Raw genomic sequence first — 17,424 nt, 5'->3', positions numbered from 1 at the left:
TTTCCGGATCATGCCCTTACCGTTCTGTCAGCTTCAATTCGATGCGGCGGTTGCGCTTGTAGGCGTCTTCCGTCGTGCCGGGATCGAGCGGCTGGAATTCGCCAAAGCCGGCGGCGACCAGACGCTGCGGCGGCACGCCGAGCGACACCAGATATTGCACCACCGAGATCGCGCGCGCCGACGACAATTCCCAGTTCGACTTGAAAACCGGGCTGCTGATCGGCCGGACGTCGGTGTGGCCGTCGACCCGCAGCACCCAGGCGATCTCGTGCGGGATCTGCTTGTCGAGATCGATCAGCGCGCCGGCCACCTTGTCGAGCTCGGCCTTTCCTTCCGGCAGCAGCGTCGCCTGTGCGGTATCGAAAAACACCTCCGACTGGAACACGAAGCGGTCGCCGACGACCCGGATGTCCGGCCGGTTGCCGAGAATGGTGCGCAAGCGCCCGAAGAATTCCGATCGGTAGCGCGACAGTTCCTGCACCCGCTTCGCCAGCGCGACGTTCAGCCGCTGGCCGAGATCGGCGATGCGGTTTTGCGACTCCTTGTCCTTTTTCTCCGAAGCATCGAGCGCATCCTCCAGCGCCGCCAGTTGCCGGCGCAGCGCGCTGATCTGCTGGGTCAGCACCTCGACCTGCGCCAGCGCGCGGGACGAAACCTGCTTCTCGGAATCCAGCGCCTTGTTCAGTTGGGTGTTGCGGCCGGCGGCATTGTTGCCGGCGCCGGCGAGGCCATCATAGAGGCCCTTGACCCGGTCGCGCTCGGCCTCTGCCGAGGCGAGGCCCGCACGCAACTGGCTGACCTCGTCGCCGAGGCTGAGCTTGCCGAGCTTTTCCAGCGACAGCAGATCGGTCAACTGAGCGATCTTGGTATTGAGCTGTTCCAGCGCCTTGTCCTTGCCGGACACTTCCTGCGACAGGAAGAACTGCACCACCAGAAACACCGACAGCAGGAATACGATCGCGAGCACCAGCGTCGAGAGCGCATCGACGAAACCCGGCCAGTAGTTGAATCCGCTCTCGTTCCGGCGCCCGCGTGCAAGGGCCATCATATTTCTCTTCTACTAGAGCGTTTTCGAGCGAAGTGGGTACCGGTTCGCGGGAAGAAAACGCGTCAAATCGAAATTATGGAGCCCGCTTCTGATTTCATCAGAAGCGAAAAGACTCTAGGCCTCTCCCCCGGCCGAGGACGTCGACCGCGAAGCGTCGGCCGGGGAAAGGGGAACTGTCAGTTCTTCTTCCGGCTGTTGTGCGAGATACTCCAGCAGCTTTTTGATCTCGCGGTTTTGCTCGCCCTGTCCGTCGGCCCATTCGCGGATCATCTGCTGTTCGCTCCGCATATGGGTGACGAGCCCCTGAATGGCTGCCGCGAGGCTGGCCATTGCGGAGGTTGTGTCGTGGCCGGACCCCGCTTCCTCGACGCTGGCGCGAAGCCGCTCGATCGCGGTCGTTATCTCGGCCGACGGATCGGCCCGAGTCTCGCCGCCATATTCGCGAACGGTGGTGGCGAGCCAGTCCTCGAGGTCGGTATAGAAGCGGTTCTGCGCCTGACTGGATTGCAGGTCGAGAAAACCGAGGATCAGCGATCCGGCGAGGCCGAACAGCGACGACGAAAACGAAATGCCCATGCCGCCGAGCGGCGCGGCGAGGCCTTCCTTCAGCGTGTCGAACAGCGACCCGGCGTCGCCGCCGACCTTCAGGCCGTCGATCACCTTGCCGACCGAGCCGACGGTTTCGATCAGGCCCCAGAACGTGCCGAGCAGGCCGAGGAACACCAAAAGTCCCGTCATGTAGCGGGAGATATCGCGGGCTTCATCGAGCCGGGTGGCGATGGAATCGAGCAGATGCCGCATGGTCTGCTGCGAGATCGACACCCGCCCGGTGCGTTCGCCCCCGAGAATCGCGGCCATCGGCGCCAGCAGCCGCGGCCTCCGGTCGGGAGCCCGACCCGGATCGGCGATGCGGAAATTGTTGACCCACGCGATCTCGGGATAAAGCCGGACCACCTGCCGGAAGGCAAAAATGATTCCGATCGCCAGCACCCCTGCGATCAGCGCGTTGAGGCCGGGATTGGCGAAGAACGCTGAAACGATCTGCTTGTAGAGGATCACCAGCACCAGGGTGCACAACACGATGAACACCAGCATGCGCACCAGGAATATCCGTGGTGGCGACAGCTTGGTCAGTTCGATCTCCGGTGCGGAGCGGGGGGCCGTGCCTTGCGCCATGAGTGAGCGTGCTTACCCGTCAGGTGAGGCTGAGAGTCGAGACCAGCCGCATTATGCACGGCGTCGACGGCAAAAATAGCTTTTCCATCGATTTTGCCATGCTGTTTACTGTGTGGACGCGAACCGGGTTTGAATCGTGGCGTCGCTGTTTTTGCCCACCGATATTTTCGTCCACGGACAAGGCCGGCGGCTCGGATGCATCGGCGCGCGCTTGCTTACCATTTTGTTTCAATTTGAATGGAACCCGGCTCACGACTGTGTGAATCCGCAAAACTGACGTGACTTCAAGATGATAGCGTTTGTGTGACATTGCGCCGCCGGCAAAGCGTATTGCATCGCAATCGTTGTCGGCTAATTTAAAACCCATCAGTTCGCGCGGATTCACATGTGACTCTGCGAGGCATCACGCTTCGCGGAACGCGGGTTTTTGCGTCCTGCATCTTTGCGTCCTGCATCACGGGGTTTCCAAACACCAATGCCAAGATTTAATTCACGACTGACGTCCGTCGCTTTGTTGATCGCCGGATTGTCGCCGCTGCTTGGCGGCTGCGACGAGCCCGTCACCGCGGAAGCCTCGACCAGCGCGATCACCCCGGAAGTCAGCGTCGTTACGGTGGTTCCGAAGCCGCATGCAATGGTGCGCGAACTGCCGGGCCGCATCGCGCCGCTGCGCGTTGCCGAGGTGCGCCCCCGCGTCTCCGGCATTATCACCGAGCGCCTGTTCGAGCAGGGCAGCGAGGTCAAGGCTGGCGATCCGTTGTATCAGATCGATTCAAAACCGTTCGCGGTCGAATTGCAGGCGGCGGAGGCAGCGCTGGCAAAGGCCGACGCCGTATTCGAGCAGGCGTCGCATCATGCGAGGCGCATCGAAAAACTGACGGCCCGGCACGCCACCTCCGAGGCCGAAAACGAGAAAGCGATCGCCAACATGCGTCAGGCCGAGGCCGATGTCGCCGGTCGCCAGGCGGACCGCGCGCGGGCGCGGCTCCATCTCGATTACACCACCATCCGGGCGCCGATCGGCGGCGTGGTCGGCGCGGCCCAGGTCACCGAGGGCGCGCTCGTCGTCCAGAACGAGACGGCCAGCCTGACCACGGTGCAACAACTCGACACCATCTACGCCGACTTCACCCAGTCGGTGAGCGAACTCAACAGCCTGCGCCGTGCATTCGAGAGCGGCGAACTGGAGCGCATCGCGCCGGGCGCGGCGAAAGTCCGTCTCGTGCTCGACGATGGAACGCTCTACCCGCTGCCCGGAAAATTCCTGTTTTCCGAAGCCAAGGTCGATGCCTCGACCGGGCAGGTGACGCTGCGCGGCGAATTTCCGAATCCGAAGCGCGAACTGCTGCCGGGTATGTACGTCCGCGTGCTGCTAGAGCAGGGCGTTGACAGCGATGCGATCGCCGTTCCGCAGCAGGCGGTGCAGCGCGACACCAGCGGCGGCAGCGAGGTCTTCGTCGTCAGGGACGACGATCGCGTGATCGCGCGCCCGATCCGGACAGCGTCCGTCCAGGACGGGCTGTCGATGGTCAGCCAGGGACTCAAGGCCGGCGACCGCGTCGTGGTCGAGGGCTTCCAGAAATTCACCGCCGGCGACAAGGTTCGCACCGTGATGTGGGCGGAAGCCGATGCTTCGCGGGAGACCGGAGCGCTGACGGGCGCCACAGCGGTTGCCCGGCAGTAGCGGATGCCGGCTTTCTTCATCGACCGGCCTGTCTTTGCCTGGGTGATCGCGCTTTTCATCTGTCTGATCGGCGCGATCTCGATTCCGCTGCTGGCGGTGGCGCAGTATCCGATCATCGCGCCGCCCTCGATCTCGATCTCGACCGCGTATCCCGGCGCGTCGCCGCAGAACCTTTACAACAGCGTCACGCGTCTGATCGAGGAACAGCTCAACGGCGCCTCGGGCATCCTCAGTTTCGAATCCACCAGCGACTCCCTGGGTCAGGTCGAGATCACCGCGTATTTCGTTCCCGGCACCCAACTCGATATGGCGTCGGTGGACGTGCAGAACCGCATCAAGCGCATCGAGGCGCGTCTGCCGGCTGTCGTGCTGAAGGAAGGCATCCTGGTCGAGGAAGCGTCCAGCGACACGCTGCAGATCGTCACGCTGCGCTCGACCGACAACAGCCTCGACGAGGTCGGCCTCGGCGATTTCATCATGCGCAACATCATCGGCGAGATCCGACGCCTTCCCGGTGTCGGCCGCGCCACGCTGTTTTCCACCGAACGCTCGCTGCGCGTCTGGATCGATCCCGAGAAGCTGGTCGGCTACGACCTGACCTCGGACGACGTCACCAAGGCGATCGCGGCGCAGAACGCGCAAGTGGCCTCGGGCAGCATCGGCGCACCGCCGAGCCGGGCCGGTCAGAAAACCGCGGCGCTGGTCCTGGTGAGGGGGCAACTCACCACGCCCGAGGAATTCGGCTCCATCCTGCTGCGCGCCAACCGCGACGGCTCCACCGTGCGGCTGCGCGACGTGGCGCGGGTCGAGGTCGGCGGCATGGACTACCGGTTCACCACTCGCCTCAACGGCAAACCGACCGCCGGTCTGTCGGTGATGCTCGCGCCGGGCTCCAACGCGCTTGCTACCGCGAGCGCGGTGAGAGCCAAGATGCAGGAGTTGTCGAAGTTCTTCCCGGCGACCATCGCCTACGATATCCCCTACGACATCACGCCGGTGGTGGAGGCCTCGATCGAAAAGGTTGTGCATACCCTGATCGAGGCGGTGGTGCTGGTGTTTCTCGTGATGTTCCTGTTTTTGCAGAACATCCGCTACACCATCATTCCGACCATCGTGGTGCCGGTGGCCTTGCTCGGCACCTGTTCGGTGCTGCTGGTCGCAGGCTACTCCATCAACATGCTGACGATGTTCGGAATGGTGCTGGCGATCGGCATTCTGGTCGACGACGCCATCGTCGTGGTCGAGAATGTCGAACGCATCATGACCGAGGAGGGGCTGCCGCCGAAGGAGGCCGCGCGCAAGGCGATGTCGCAGATCACAAGCGCCATCATCGGCATCACGCTGGTGCTGATGGCGGTGTTCGTGCCGATGGCGTTCTTTCCGGGCTCCGTCGGCATCATCTACCGGCAGTTCTCCGTCACGGTGGTCGCCGCGATCGCCTTCTCCGCCCTGATGGCCCTGTCGCTGACGCCGGCGCTCTGCGCCACGCTGCTGAAGCCGGTCGAGGCCGGACACGGCCACGCGCGCAAGGGCGTGTTCGGCTGGTTCAATCGCACGCTGGAGGGCGTGCGCGGCCGCTACGTCTCGACCGTCGGCTGGTCGCTGGGGCGGACCGGACGCCTGATGCTGATTTACGCCGTGCTGGTTGGGGTTCTCGTCTGGGCCTTCGGCCGTCTGCCCGCCGGCTTCGTGCCGGTGGACGATCAGGGCTTCATCACGACAGACGTGCAGACGCCGTCGGATTCGTCCCACGGCCGGACCGAAGCTGCGGTCGAAGCGGTCGAGAAATATCTGGCCAAACGGCCCGGCATTGAGGATGTCACGTTCCTCACCGGTTTCGCCTATTCGGGGCAGGGCATGAACACGGCGCAAGCGTTCATCACCCTGAAGGACTGGTCGGAACGGCCTGAGAAGGATTCCGCCGCCAATATCGTTGCTGACGCCAATCGCGATCTGTCGGCCTCGCTGCGCGACGCCAAGATCACCGCGCTGCAGCCGCCGCCGATCGACAACCTCGGCAATTCCTCGGGCTTCAGCTTCCGCCTGCAGGATCGCGGCCAGAAGGGCTATGCGGCATTGATGCAGGCGACCGATCAGCTGATCGCGGAGGCCAATGCCAGTCCGGTCTTGAAGAATGTCTATGTCGAGGGCTTGCCGCCGGCGCCGCAGATCAATCTCGTGATCGATCGCGAGAAGGCCAGCGCTCTTGGTGTCACGTTCGAGGCCATCAACGATACCATGACGACCAATCTCGGCTCGACCTACGTCAACGACTTCCCCAACCGCGGACGGATGCAGCGCGTGATCGTGCAGGCGGACCGTGACGGACGCACGACGGCGGACGACATCCTCAACTACAACGTCAAGAACAGCAGCGGACGGCTGGTCCCGTTCTCGTCGTTCGCCTCGATCGACTGGTCGAAGGGACCGACCCAGATCGTCGGCTTCAACTACTATCCGGCGATGCGCATCACCGGAGAAGCGCGGCCAGGCTTCACGTCCGGCGACGCCATCGCCGAGATCGAGCGGCTTGCAAGCCGTCTGCCGCGCGGCTTCGGCTATGAATGGACCGGCCAGTCGTTGCAGGAAAAGCTGTCGGGGTCGCAGGCGCCGTTCCTGCTCGCGCTCTCGGCGCTGGTGGTGTTCCTCTGCCTTGCCGCGCTCTATGAAAGCTGGACCATTCCGCTCGCGGTGCTGCTGACGGTGCCGCTCGGAATCTGCGGCGCGGTGCTGGCGGCAACCACGCGTGGGCTTGCCAACGACGTCTATTTCACCGTCGGTCTTGTCACCATCATCGGCCTGGCCGCGAAGGACGCCATTCTCATCATCGAGTTCGCCAAGGATTTGCGCGCGCAAGGCAAGCCGCTCCGGGAAGCCACGATCGAGGCGTGCGCGCTGCGCTTCCGCCCGATTTTGATGACCGGCCTTGCCTTCGTCTCCGGCGTGCTGCCGATGGTCGTAGCCCAAGGTGCGGGCGGGGCGAGCCAGCAGGCGCTCGGCACCAGCGTGATGGGCGGAATGATCGCGGTGGTGGTGCTGGCGCTGTTGATGGTGCCGGTGTTCTTCGTCGTCGTGATGCGCGTGCTCGGGCGCGACAAAAGCGGCCTGGAGCCGGAGCCGGTGGGCGAGCCGGAAATCCACGGGCCGCCGGCGCCGCTGCACGCAGCCGAGTAGCGAGCGCGGCGACCAGTGTGAACCGTCACGTCCCATCACGAGTTAAGTAACATCCGGTCGGATTTCGCCGTCATTGCGAGCGAAGCGAAGCAATCCAGAAGCTGCAAGGAAGGAGCTGGATTGCTTCGTCGGCTTCGCCAAGAGCAAATTTGGCCAACGCCAAATTTGTCTCGACCTCGCAATGACGTCGGTTCGACCTGCCCTCGCTTGGTCTACTATCCCAGCGGCTTGATGATTTTCACCAGTTCGGCGTGGACGAACTCGTTGCCGCAGACCACATGGCCGGTCGTGAGCGGATCGTCGTCGCCCTGGATGCCGCTGATAATGCCCCCGGCCTCGCGCACGATGATCTGTCCGCCCGCGATATCCCACGGTTGCAGGTTGCGTTCCCAGTAGCCATCGAGGCGTCCCGCCGCAACGAAGGCGAGGTCGAGCGATGCCGCGCCGAAGCGGCGCAGGCCGGCGACCTTGGGCTGAAGGGCCGCCATCTCCCGTCGCGACAGCTCGTGGTCGCCGCGCCCGATGTGCGGCAGCCCGCAGGCGATAACGCAGTCGTTCATCTGGCGCCGCCCGGCCACGCGCAGCCGCTGATCGTTGAGAAAGGCCCCCTTGCCGCGCTCGGCGGTGTAGAGTTCGTCGTTGGCGGGATTGTAGACCAGGCCTGCGATCAGCACGCCGTCGCGTTGCAGGCCGATCGAGATTCCGAAGTGCGGAATGCCGTGCAGGAAGTTGGTGGTGCCGTCGAGAGGATCGACGATCCAGATGTGGCTCTTGTCCGTGCCCTCGCGGTTGCCGCCTTCCTCGCCGTGGAAACCGTAGTCGGGGCGCGCCTTGTTGAGGTCGTCGTACAGCATCTCCTCGGCGCGCTTGTCGGCGAGACTGACGAAGTTCGCCGGTCCCTTCAGCGACACCTGAAGATTCTCAATCTCGCCGAGATCGCGTTTCAGGCTGCGGCCTGCGCGGCGCGCGGCCTTGACCATGACGTTCATGAGGGCGGATTGCAGCATGATTTCGGCTCGGGATGGATGGTGAGGACTGGGTGCCCTGCGGCAACGCTTCCGTCAAGGGCGGTTCATTTGATTCCGAGCCATTTGCGGGCGGCGCTCTCGGCCTTGGCGCGTTCTTCGGGCGTGGCCTGCGCCATCGCCTCGTCGAGCATCAGATCGCCCTTGCCGGCGGTTTTTGCCACGATGTGCCATTTCAGGCCTTCGACCTTGTCCACCGGCGCGCCCATGCCGGTGACGAGGACGTGCGCGAGACGATTCTGGGCGATCGCACTGTTTTGCCTGGCGGCCTTGCGCAGCAGCGACACCGCGGCGGTCTCGTTCTTCTCGGTGCCGGCGCCGTTGAACAGCGCGATCGCATACTCGACTTCGGCATCGACGTTGCCGGCGAGCGAGGCCGCCTGCAGCAGCCGCACCGACTTGTAGAGATTTTGTTCGACGCCGGTGCCCTCCTTGTAGAACGTCGCCAGCGCATATTGCGCCTCCGGGCTGCCGGCATCGGCGGCGAACCGCAGCAATTCGGCGGCGCGTTTGAAATCCTGCGGCAGCGTCTGTCCGTCCATGTAGAGCAGCGCGAGATTATAGGCGGCCTTGGGCTCGCCGAGCTTGGCGGAGGAGGCCAGCAATTTCACCGCAGCCGCCCGGTCGGGCGGGCCGCCGCGCCCGCTGATGCGGAGCATGGCGAGTGCGAACATCGCCTCGCGATCGCCGAGATCGGCCGCGCGCTGATACCACTCGATCGCCTTGCCGTAGTCGCGCTTGATGCCTAGCGAGTTGGCATAGAGCTCGCCAAGCATGGTCATGGCGGCGACGTCCTTGTTCTCCTGCGCCTGCTTCATCGCGAGATCGAACGCGGTCTTGTACAGGCCGCGCTGATAGGCGCCGTAGACCATATCCGCGTTCGCCTTGTCAGTCGCCGGAGCGTCCGCCTTGGTGTCCGGTGCGTGCGACGGTTTCAAAGTCGGCGCGGCTTCTTTCGGTGGCGGCGGGGGCTTGATGGTTTTTGTCCTGACGCTCTTGCTTGCCTTGGGCGCGTCGGCGGCCTGCGGCGTCAACTGGAGCTGCGCCAGCGCGCTTTCCCCGAGCATGAGAACGCCCGCGATAATGGCAACAGGACGGGCGACACGACGCAGGACTGTCATCCGGCGTCACCTCTGTCCGGCTTCGTTGCGGGCATCGCCCGGTCGCCTTGCGATCCGTGACCCTGCCTGATCGCGTCAATGGTATCCATCGCCGCCGCCGCCGCGCCGCGCGGATCGTTCCAGATGAAATCGCCCGCAAGGATGAAATCCGCGCCGGATGCCGCGAAGGTCCGCGCCTCATCGATGCTCGTGGCATAGCCGACGCAGGGCGGTTCGAACAATTCGGCCCACCATGCCAGCCGCTCCGCGATCGCGTCGGCGGACGGCCGTTCGCCGGCCTCATCCGGCTCGCCGAACAGCACGTAATCCGCGCCGGCCTCGCCCGCGATCATGGAATCGTGGCGCGTGGACAGCCCGCCGACGCCGGCGATGCGATCGGGCTTCAACGATGGCATCGCCTCCTGCATCGCCTCGATACCGGTGAGATGCGCGCCGTCGGCGCCGGAGCGCGCCACCAGATCGGCGTGGCCGTCGAGCAAAAGCGCGGCGCCGTCACCCTGGATCGCTGGCGCCAGCGCCTTGATGCGCGAAATCAGCGTGCGCGGATCGGCAGCCGAAAGCCGCACCATGACGGCGGCGACGTCGGCGGCAGCCAGCAGCGCGGGAAGCCGGGCCGCCAGTTGCGACGGGTCATCGACGCTCGGTGTCGCGAGATAGAGACGCGGCGCCGGGCGGGGAGAAACGGGTTTCGCGAGCATCGGAAGGCCTTGGGCGGTCAAACCGGCGAAAGTGAGGGATCAATGCCGGAACACTGTCGTGGATGTCATGCGCGGGCTTAGAGCATGATCCCGAACGTGGAAACTGGTTTTCGGATAAGATCATGCTCAATCAAAAGGATAAGGCCAGGGTCTGATTCAACCCGGTTGAATCAGACTCTAGCGTTTTCGAGCGAAGTGGGTACCGGTTCACGTCAAGAAAACGCGTCAAAACAAAAAGCTAGAGCGCGGCTCCCGCGCCTGTGATCCGCGCATCCCGCTTCAAAACGTTGGATTGCCGGTTCAAGCCCGGCAATGACAGATCATAAACGGGCGTTCGGGTAACAATCCCTCACGCAGCCTTCTTTTCAAGATCGGCTTTCCACTCACCCTTGGTGGCGAGCGAATTCATCTGCGCGCGGTGGGTGAGAGCCCGTTGCCCGGCGACGACGTTTTCGGCCTTGCCGGACCACGCTTTCTGCGGCGCCGACTGCAGCGCGCGGCCATAGGAGAAAGTGAGCTTCCACGGCAGGTTGCCGATCCGGTTCATGGCGTCGAGATGGGCGGTGGCCTCTTCGTCGGACTGTCCGCCGGACAGGAAGGCGATGCCGGGGACGGCGGCCGGCACGCAGGCTTTCAGCATACGCACGGTCTTTTCCGCCACTTCCTCCACCGAGGCCTTCTTCGTGCTCTTCTTGCCCGCGATCGCCATGTTCGGTTTCAGGATCATGCCTTCCAGCGCGACGCGTTGCTTCCGCAACTCCTGGAACGTCACGTTGAGCACGCGCGACGTGACATCAAAGCAGCGCTCGATGTCGTGATCGCCGTCCATCAGCACTTCCGGCTCGACGATCGGCACGATCTGGGCGGCCTGGCACAGCGCAGCATAGCGCCCCAGCGCATGGGCGTTGACGCCGATCGCCGTCATGCTCGGGATGCCGCCGGCCGCGTTGATGTCGATCACCGCGCGCCATTTCGCGAAGCGTGCGCCCTGAGCGTAGTATTTCTTCAGGCGCTCGGCGAGCTTGTCCAGTCCGACGGTCACGAGTTCGCCGGGGCATCCGGGCAGCGGTTGTGTGCCCTCGTCGACCTTGATGCCGGGAATGGCGCCCGCTTGCTCGATCAGCTTGACCAGCGGGGTGCCGTCCCTGGCGTTCTGCCAGATGGTCTCGTCGTAGAGAATGACGCCGGAGATGTATTTCGTCATGGCGTCGCTGGCGCGAAATAGCATCTCGCGGTAGTCGCGGCGGCTTTCCTCGGTGGAGGTCACACCGATCACGTCAAACCGTTTTGCGATGGTTCCGGAGGATTCGTCGGCGGCGAGAATGCCCTTGCCGGGCACGACCATGGCTTGCGCCACTGTGTTGAGGTCAGCGAGATTCATGAGCGTCTCCTCCTGCGTGCTCTCCTCCGAGGATGTCGGATTCAAGAATTATGCAGGCATGAGAATTGCGGTTTTCTGGCGCCGCAACTCATTTCGACGCGAGGAGCAGCGTCATTTAGCCCGCAGCACCTCGACGCCGGGCAGCGGCTTGCCCTCCATCCATTCCAGGAAGGCGCCGCCGGCGGTCGAGACGTAGCTGAAATCGCCAGCCACCCCGGCCTGGTTCAGCGCCGCGACCGTATCGCCGCCGCCGGCGACCGACACCAGCTTCCCGGTCTTGGTGCGCTCCGCCGCGTGTTTGGCGGCGACGACGGTGCCGCGATCGAACGGCGACAGCTCGAACGCGCCGAGCGGGCCGTTCCAGACCAGCGTCGCGGCATCGTCGATTGCCGAACGAACGCGCTCCACCGACTGCGGCCCGACGTCAAGGATCATGCCCTCGGCTGGGATCGCATCGAGCCCGTAGGCGTGGGAGGGCGCGTTGGCGGCGAAATGGAACGCCACGGTGGCGTCGACCGGCAGGATGATGGTGCAATTGGCGGCCTTGGCCTTGTCGAGGATACGCAGCGCGGTCGCGGCGAGGTCTTTTTCCGCCAGCGACTTGCCGACGTTGACGCCCTGCGCGTGCAGGAAGGTGTTGGCCATGCCGCCGCCGATCACCAGCGCGTCGACCTTGCTGACGAGATTTTCCAGAAGGTCGATCTTGGTCGAGACTTTCGCGCCGCCGATGATGGCGATGACGGGCTTCGTCGGCGCCTCGAGCGCTTTGTTGAGCGCCTCGAGTTCGGCCTGCATGGTGCGTCCGGCATAGCCCGGCAGCTTGTGGCCGAGCCCTTCGGTCGAGGCGTGCGCGCGATGCGCGGCGGAGAAGGCGTCGTTGACCCAGATGTCGCCGAGCTTGGCGAGTTCGGCGACGAACGCCGGATCGTTTTTCTCTTCCTCTTTATGAAAGCGGGTGTTCTCAAGGCAGAGGATGTCGCCATCCTTCATTGCCGCGACAGCCTTTTCGGCAGCGTCGCCGATGCAATCGTCGGCGAACGCGACCGGCCTGCCGAGCACCTTCGCAAGTTCTGTCGCGACCGGTCTCAGCGAGTCCTTGGCGTCGCGGCCCTTGGGCCGCCCGAAATGCGCCAGCAGGATCGCCTTGCCGCCTTTGCCGGCGATTTCCGTGATGGTCGGCGCCACGCGCTCCAGCCGCGTGGTGTCGGTGACGCGGCCCTGCTCCATGGGGACATTGAGATCGACGCGCAGCAGGACGCGCTTGCCCTTGACGTCGACGTCGTCGAGTGTGCGGAAGGAGTTTGTCATGGCTGGGTATCCCGGACGCGGTGCGGCGTGAACGGTGCACCGCAAAGCCGGGGACCGCTACGCAGGAAAAGTTGCGGTATTGAACGGTCCCGGGCGCATCGCGGCACTTGCGCCGCGATGCGCCCGGGACGTGTCGTCGTCTCAGATCAGCTTCGCCATCGCCACGGCGGTGTCGGCCATGCGGTTGGAGAAGCCCCATTCGTTGTCGTACCACGACATCACGCGCACCAGTGTGTCGTTCTGCACCTTGGTCTGGTCGATGTGGAACGTCGAGGAATGCGGGTCGTGGTTGAAATCGATCGAGACGTTCGGCGCGTCGGTGGTGGCGAGGATGCCCTTGAGCTCCTGCGCCGCCGCGCGCTTCATCGCTTCGTTGATTTCTTTGGCTTCGGTCTTGCGCTTGGCGACGATCTTGAGATCGATCACCGAGACGTTCGGCGTCGGCACGCGGATCGCGACGCCGTCGAGCTTGCCCTTCAGTTCCGGCAACACCAGGCCGATCGCCTTGGCGGCTCCGGTCGAGGTCGGGACCATCGAGAGATTTGCAGCACGACCGCGGTAGAGATCCTTGTGCATGGTGTCGAGCGTCGGCTGGTCGCCGGTGTAGGCGTGGATCGTGGTCATGAAGCCGGTCTCGATGCCGACCAGATCGTTGATGACCTTCGCCACCGGAGCGAGGCAGTTGGTGGTGCAGGAGCCGTTCGAGACGACCAGATGGTCCTTGGTCAGCTTGTCGTGGTTGACGCCGTAGACCACGGTCATGTCGGCGCCATCGGCCGGAGCCGACACCAGCACGCGCTTGGCGCCGGCGGTCAGGTGCGCCGAGGCCTTGTCCCTGGCGGTGAAGATGCCGGTGCACTCCATCGCGATATCGACGCCGAGTTCCTTCCACGGCAGCTTCGAGGGATCGCGTTCGGCGGTCACCCTGATCTTGTTCTTGCCGATCACGATGCAGTCGCCATCGACCTTCACCTCAAACGGGAAGCGGCCGTGCACCGAGTCGAAGCGCAGCAGATGCGCGTTGGTTTCCACCGGGCCGAGATCGTTGATGGCGACGATCTCGATTTCGTCGCGCTTGGCCTCGTAGATGGCGCGCAAAACATTGCGGCCGATACGGCCAAACCCGTTGATTGCGACCCGGACAGCCATGTCTTCATTCTCCTTCAAATAGGAGGCGTTCTTGCCGCGCAACCGCAAGTTTCAGCGCGCAGCGTCGACGCCTTGTCGCCCGGTTCTGCCGAGCAGTGACCGTTGGTAATTCCGTTTAGCTAGCGCCTTTTTGATTTTGAGGCAATCTCAACCTCGACGAAGGCGCGTCTCCGCTGCATCGACCACGGCCTCGGCGGTGATGCCGAAGAATTTGTACAAATCCTTGGCGGGAGCGCTGTGACCGAAACTGTGCATGCCGACGAAGAGGCCGTCGGACCCGATCACGGCGTCCCAGCCGAAGCGCACTGCCGCTTCCACGGCAATCTTGACCGGTGCCTTGCCGATGATGGCCTGCCGCCGTTCCTCGGGCTGCTCCAGCAACAGTTCGAGCGAGGGTACCGAGACCACCCGCGACGCAATGCCGCGTCCGGCGAGCTGTTGTTGCGCCGCGACCGCGATCTCGATTTCCGATCCCGACGCGAAGATCGACACTTTCGCCTCGCCGTTGGCCGCGACCAGCTCGTAGGCGCCGTGCGCGCAGCGGTTGTCCGGATCCGCGGTCTTGCGCACCGGCGTCAGGTTCTGCCGCGACAACGCCAGAACCGTCGGTCCCTTCGGCCGCTCCAGAGCAAGCTGCCAGCACTCGGCGGTCTCGACCGCATCGGCGGGGCGGAACACGCGCATGTTCGGCATCGCGCGCAAGCTTGCCAGATGCTCCACCGGCTGGTGGGTGGGACCATCCTCGCCGAGTCCGATCGAGTCGTGGGTCATGATGTAGATCACAGGGATATGCGCCAGCGCCGAAACGCGCATCGCCGGGCGGGCGTAGTCGGTGAAGCACATGAAGGTGCCGCCGGCCGGCGCGAATCCGCCATGCAGCGCAAGGCCGTTCATGGCCGCGGACATGCCGAGTTCGCGGATGCCGTAGTGGATGTAGCGGCCGTCGTCGTGACCGGGCTGCACTTCCTTCAGACCCTTGGGGCGGGTGTTGTTGGAGGGTGTGAGGTCGGCGGAGCCGAGCAGCAATTCCGGCACCGCCGGCGCCAGCACCTCGAGCGCCAGTTCGCTGGCCTTGCGGGTGGCGATCGTCGGCGGCTCGGCCACCAGCTTGTCCTTGAGCTTGCGGATCACCTCGTCGAGGTTTTGCGGCGGCTTGCGATCGATGGCGCGGCGCGTGAATTCGCCGCGCTCCGCCTCGGACTTCGCCGCGAACCGCGCGCGCCACTCCTTGTTGTGGCGCTTGCCCTTGCGTCCGGCGCTGCGCCAGGTCTTGAGGACGTCGTCGGGAATTTCAAACGGGCCGTAGTTCCAGCCGAGCGCTTTCTTCGCGCCTGCGAGTTCTTCCGCGCCGAGCGCTTCGCCGTGCGCCTTGGAGGTGCCGGCCCTGGTGGGGGCGCCGAAGCCGATAATGGTTTTGCAGGCGATCAGCGACGGCTTGTCGGATTTTTGCGCCCGACGGATCGCGGCCGCGATCGCCTTGGGATCGTGACCGTCGATCCTCCTTGCGTCCCAGCCGCACGCCTTGAAGCGGGCTACCTGATCGACGTCGTCGGCCAGCGAGATCGGACCGTCGATGGTGATGCCGTTGTCGTCGTAAAGGAAAATCAGCTTGGTGAGCTTGAGATGGCCGGCCAGCGCGATGGCCTCGTGGCTGATGCCCTCCATCAGGTCGCCGTCGGAGCACAGCACATAGGTGTAGTGGTCGACCACGTCGCTGCCGAACTGGGCGGCCAGCAGGCGCTCCGCCAGTGCGAAGCCGACCGAGGTGGCGACGCCCTGGCCGAGCGGGCCGGTGGTGGTCTCGACGCCTTCGGTGACGAAGTTCTCGGGATGGCCCGGAGTCTTGGAGTTGAGCTGGCGGAAATTCTTGATCTGATCGAGCGTCATCTCCTTGTGGCCGGTCAGGTACAAGAGTGCGTAGAGCAGCATCGAGCCGTGGCCGGCGGAGAGGATGAAGCGGTCGCGGTCCGGCCAATGCGGATCGGCGGCATCGTACTTTAGGAACTTGGTGAACAGCACGGTGGCGACGTCGGCCATGCCCATCGGCAGGCCGGGATGGCCCGATTTTGCTTTTTCTACAGCGTCCATCGCGAGCGCGCGGACTGCATTCGCCATATGGGAGGAATCGACGGTCGGCATGTTGGATATCCGGTCCAGATGGGGAGGAGGGCTGACGGTTTGCATGGGAATCCAATGGGGTCCAAGAGGAGAATGACTGGCGTGGCGGGGGCATAGCACCTGCGTCGGCGGAGTCCAAGTGCGGGGAGGCCCTCCTCACAGAGAGAATGTTTTGCGGTGCATAGCCTCGCGTCGGCGTTGCGCTGGCCTCGCCCGTCACGTAAATTTCGGTCCGTAAAGGCTTGCCGAGGTGTAGCTTTGTAGTCTGGCCGCCGGCCGGCTGAAAGGCGCGCAGGACGACCATGAACGACCGACCCGCCAACCGTTCCGCCAATTCCGAGCCGGCCAATAGTGGCGCGGTCGAGATCGACGCGGCGACCCGGCGGCTGACGGCCGCGCTCGATGCGCTGGAACGAGCGGTGGAACGGCGGCGCGAGGCGGACCGCGACGAAGACGAGCTGGCGAGCCGCATTCAGGCGCTGGGCGCGGACCGTTCGCGGCTTGCGGACGAACTCGACGGCGCGCTGGTGCGTACGCGCAAGCTCGAACGCGCCAATCGCGAAATCGCCCAAAAACTCGATGCGGCGATCGAAACCATCAAGTCCTTGCTCGACGCGGCGGGGGAGAAGCCATGAGTTACGTCAACGTCACCATCAACGGCCGCCAATACCGCATGGCCTGCGAGGACGGCCAGGAAGACCGACTGCTGAAACTTGCGGGCGACCTGGAAAGCCGGATCGGCGAGTTGCGCGGCAAGTTCGGCGAGATCGGCGATCAGCGGCTTGAGGTGATGGCGGCGCTGACGGCCTCCGACGAGTTGATGGATGCGCACCAGCGCATCCGCGCACTCGAGGACGAACTTAACGCATTGGGCGACGTGCGCGCTGCGGCCGGCGAGCACGCGCGCGCCACGCAAACGGCCGTGGCCGCCGCGCTGAACATGGCGGCACAGCGGATCGAGAAGACGACGCAGACCTTGAACCGCACCGTCGGCGGCGGCATTGCCATGGGGTGAGATCGTCATGGCCGGGCATAGCCGTTCGAAGAACGGCGTCGCTTCGCTCGCCTATGACTCGGCAATCCGTCTTTTCGAAGGGTTGGATGGATACGCGGGTCACAGGCGCGGGAAACGGCGCCTCGCGCCTATGCCCGCGTATGACGCGGATTGTGAGAATAACCGGTTGGCGCTGGCGCTTCGCCGCCATCGCGCTTACATTAAGCCTTGCGAGGCTGCGACGCGCGTCAGGAGCCACACATCCCCGGGGCCTTATCGATCCTTCAGGGAACTGTCCCTGGCCGGGTCCGTGGATCCGGTCATATGGTGCCCACCTACTTTCGTAGGGAACTCCGGGATCGAGCGCTCCAACGGCGATTGCGGCTTCGCACTTTATCCTTCCTTCCGTTCGGCCGTCATGCCCGCGAAAGCGGGCATCCAGTATTCATGTCGTGATTTTGGAGCGTACTGAATCATCCTTTTTCGCGAATGATGATGATAGACCAGGGCCATTCCGCTACTGGTGAAATCAGAAGCTCTGTGATTTT

The 17,424-nt window shown here is 64.3% G+C and carries 14 protein-coding genes and 1 other RNA gene; 5 read left to right on the top strand and 10 right to left on the bottom strand.

Annotation, left to right across the window (positions count from 1 at the left end; translation table 11 throughout):
- Positions 1-16: 16 nt before the first annotated feature.
- The 3 genes from NHAM_RS18175 to NHAM_RS18165 form a co-directional block, all read right to left on the bottom strand.
- A complete protein-coding gene (locus tag NHAM_RS18175; protein WP_041359239.1) occupies positions 17-1,045 on the bottom strand; it encodes a peptidoglycan -binding protein in 1,029 nt (342 codons plus the stop codon).
- A gap of 117 nt (positions 1,046-1,162) precedes the next feature.
- Entirely contained in the window at positions 1,163-2,224 is a 1,062-nt protein-coding gene (locus NHAM_RS18170) for a flagellar motor protein MotA (protein WP_011511912.1), read from the bottom strand.
- Between the two features lie 19 nt (positions 2,225-2,243).
- Positions 2,244-2,609, bottom strand: a complete 366-nt coding sequence (locus NHAM_RS18165; protein WP_011511911.1) for a hypothetical protein — start codon at positions 2,607-2,609, stop codon at positions 2,244-2,246.
- Positions 2,610-2,699: 90 nt separating this feature from the next.
- On the opposite strand from NHAM_RS18165, the gene NHAM_RS18160 reads away from it, so the two are divergent.
- Both NHAM_RS18160 and NHAM_RS18155 read left to right on the top strand, forming a co-directional pair.
- On the top strand, positions 2,700-3,908 hold the full coding sequence (locus tag NHAM_RS18160; protein WP_011511910.1) for an efflux RND transporter periplasmic adaptor subunit: 1,209 nt from the start codon (positions 2,700-2,702) through the stop codon (positions 3,906-3,908).
- 3 nt (positions 3,909-3,911) lie between these two features.
- Entirely contained in the window at positions 3,912-7,082 is a 3,171-nt protein-coding gene (locus NHAM_RS18155; RefSeq protein WP_011511909.1) for a multidrug efflux RND transporter permease subunit, read from the top strand.
- Between the two features lie 215 nt (positions 7,083-7,297).
- Here the strand turns inward: NHAM_RS18155 and NHAM_RS18150 are convergent, their stop codons facing one another.
- From NHAM_RS18150 to tkt, 7 genes are all read right to left on the bottom strand, one after another.
- Positions 7,298-8,089, bottom strand: coding sequence for an inositol monophosphatase family protein (locus NHAM_RS18150; RefSeq protein WP_011511908.1), 792 nt, complete (start codon positions 8,087-8,089; stop codon positions 7,298-7,300).
- Between the two features lie 65 nt (positions 8,090-8,154).
- Complete coding sequence (locus NHAM_RS18145; protein ID WP_011511907.1) at positions 8,155-9,228, bottom strand: tetratricopeptide repeat protein; 1,074 nt, start codon at positions 9,226-9,228, stop codon at positions 8,155-8,157.
- Positions 9,225-9,926 (bottom strand): thiamine phosphate synthase, encoded by a 702-nt coding sequence (locus NHAM_RS18140; protein ID WP_011511906.1) that lies wholly within the window; start codon positions 9,924-9,926, stop codon positions 9,225-9,227. Before NHAM_RS18140 ends, NHAM_RS18145 begins: the two co-directional genes overlap by 4 nt.
- A 349-nt stretch (positions 9,927-10,275) precedes the next feature.
- Entirely contained in the window at positions 10,276-11,307 is a 1,032-nt protein-coding gene (locus NHAM_RS18135) for a class I fructose-bisphosphate aldolase (protein ID WP_011511905.1), read from the bottom strand.
- A gap of 111 nt (positions 11,308-11,418) precedes the next feature.
- Positions 11,419-12,615, bottom strand: a complete 1,197-nt coding sequence (locus NHAM_RS18130) for a phosphoglycerate kinase (protein ID WP_011511904.1) — start codon at positions 12,613-12,615, stop codon at positions 11,419-11,421.
- Positions 12,616-12,756: 141 nt separating this feature from the next.
- Positions 12,757-13,764, bottom strand: a complete 1,008-nt coding sequence (gene gap / locus NHAM_RS18125) for a type I glyceraldehyde-3-phosphate dehydrogenase (RefSeq protein WP_011511903.1) — start codon at positions 13,762-13,764, stop codon at positions 12,757-12,759.
- Positions 13,765-13,911: 147 nt separating this feature from the next.
- Positions 13,912-15,903: a transketolase gene (gene tkt, locus NHAM_RS18120; protein ID WP_041359237.1), complete on the bottom strand. Its 1,992-nt coding sequence runs from the start codon at positions 15,901-15,903 to the stop codon at positions 13,912-13,914.
- Positions 15,904-16,184: 281 nt separating this feature from the next.
- Between tkt and NHAM_RS18115 the strand changes: the two genes are divergently transcribed.
- The 3 genes from NHAM_RS18115 (at position 16,185) to ssrS (ending at position 17,267) form a co-directional block, all read left to right on the top strand.
- Positions 16,185-16,517 carry a DUF4164 domain-containing protein gene (locus NHAM_RS18115; RefSeq protein WP_011511901.1) on the top strand — a complete coding sequence of 111 codons (333 nt, stop codon included), beginning with the start codon at positions 16,185-16,187 and terminating at the stop codon, positions 16,515-16,517.
- Positions 16,514-16,897 (top strand): cell division protein ZapA, encoded by a 384-nt coding sequence (locus tag NHAM_RS18110; protein ID WP_011511900.1) that lies wholly within the window; start codon positions 16,514-16,516, stop codon positions 16,895-16,897. The genes NHAM_RS18115 and NHAM_RS18110 overlap by 4 nt, the downstream gene beginning before the upstream one ends.
- A gap of 209 nt (positions 16,898-17,106) precedes the next feature.
- Positions 17,107-17,267, top strand: a non-coding RNA gene (gene ssrS, locus NHAM_RS25225) — 6S RNA.
- Positions 17,268-17,424: the final 157 nt, after the last annotated feature.

Origin of the sequence: Nitrobacter hamburgensis X14 (assembly GCF_000013885.1) — a bacterium.
Lineage (GTDB): Bacteria > Pseudomonadota > Alphaproteobacteria > Rhizobiales > Xanthobacteraceae > Nitrobacter > Nitrobacter hamburgensis.
Note: the sequence above shows the minus strand (reverse complement) of the source record. Positions and strands in the feature narration are given on the sequence as shown.

Excerpts from the sequence above, each read along its gene's own strand:
- NHAM_RS18140 (WP_011511906.1), bottom strand. The coding sequence starts at position 9,926 with ATGCTCGCGAAACCCGTTTCTCCCCGCCCGGCGCCGCGTCTCTATCTC.
- NHAM_RS18145 (WP_011511907.1), bottom strand. The coding sequence starts at position 9,228 with ATGACAGTCCTGCGTCGTGTCGCCCGTCCTGTTGCCATTATCGCGGGC.
- NHAM_RS18150 (WP_011511908.1), bottom strand. The coding sequence starts at position 8,089 with ATGCTGCAATCCGCCCTCATGAACGTCATGGTCAAGGCCGCGCGCCGC.
- NHAM_RS18115 (WP_011511901.1), top strand. The coding sequence starts at position 16,185 with ATGAACGACCGACCCGCCAACCGTTCCGCCAATTCCGAGCCGGCCAAT.
- NHAM_RS18110 (WP_011511900.1), top strand. The coding sequence starts at position 16,514 with ATGAGTTACGTCAACGTCACCATCAACGGCCGCCAATACCGCATGGCC.
- tkt (WP_041359237.1), bottom strand. The coding sequence starts at position 15,903 with ATGCCGACCGTCGATTCCTCCCATATGGCGAATGCAGTCCGCGCGCTC.
- NHAM_RS18170 (WP_011511912.1), bottom strand. The coding sequence starts at position 2,224 with ATGGCGCAAGGCACGGCCCCCCGCTCCGCACCGGAGATCGAACTGACC.
- NHAM_RS18175 (WP_041359239.1), bottom strand. The coding sequence starts at position 1,045 with ATGGCCCTTGCACGCGGGCGCCGGAACGAGAGCGGATTCAACTACTGG.
- NHAM_RS18155 (WP_011511909.1), top strand. The coding sequence starts at position 3,912 with ATGCCGGCTTTCTTCATCGACCGGCCTGTCTTTGCCTGGGTGATCGCG.
- NHAM_RS18130 (WP_011511904.1), bottom strand. The coding sequence starts at position 12,615 with ATGACAAACTCCTTCCGCACACTCGACGACGTCGACGTCAAGGGCAAG.
- NHAM_RS18135 (WP_011511905.1), bottom strand. The coding sequence starts at position 11,307 with ATGAATCTCGCTGACCTCAACACAGTGGCGCAAGCCATGGTCGTGCCC.
- NHAM_RS18160 (WP_011511910.1), top strand. The coding sequence starts at position 2,700 with ATGCCAAGATTTAATTCACGACTGACGTCCGTCGCTTTGTTGATCGCC.
- gap (WP_011511903.1), bottom strand. The coding sequence starts at position 13,764 with ATGGCTGTCCGGGTCGCAATCAACGGGTTTGGCCGTATCGGCCGCAAT.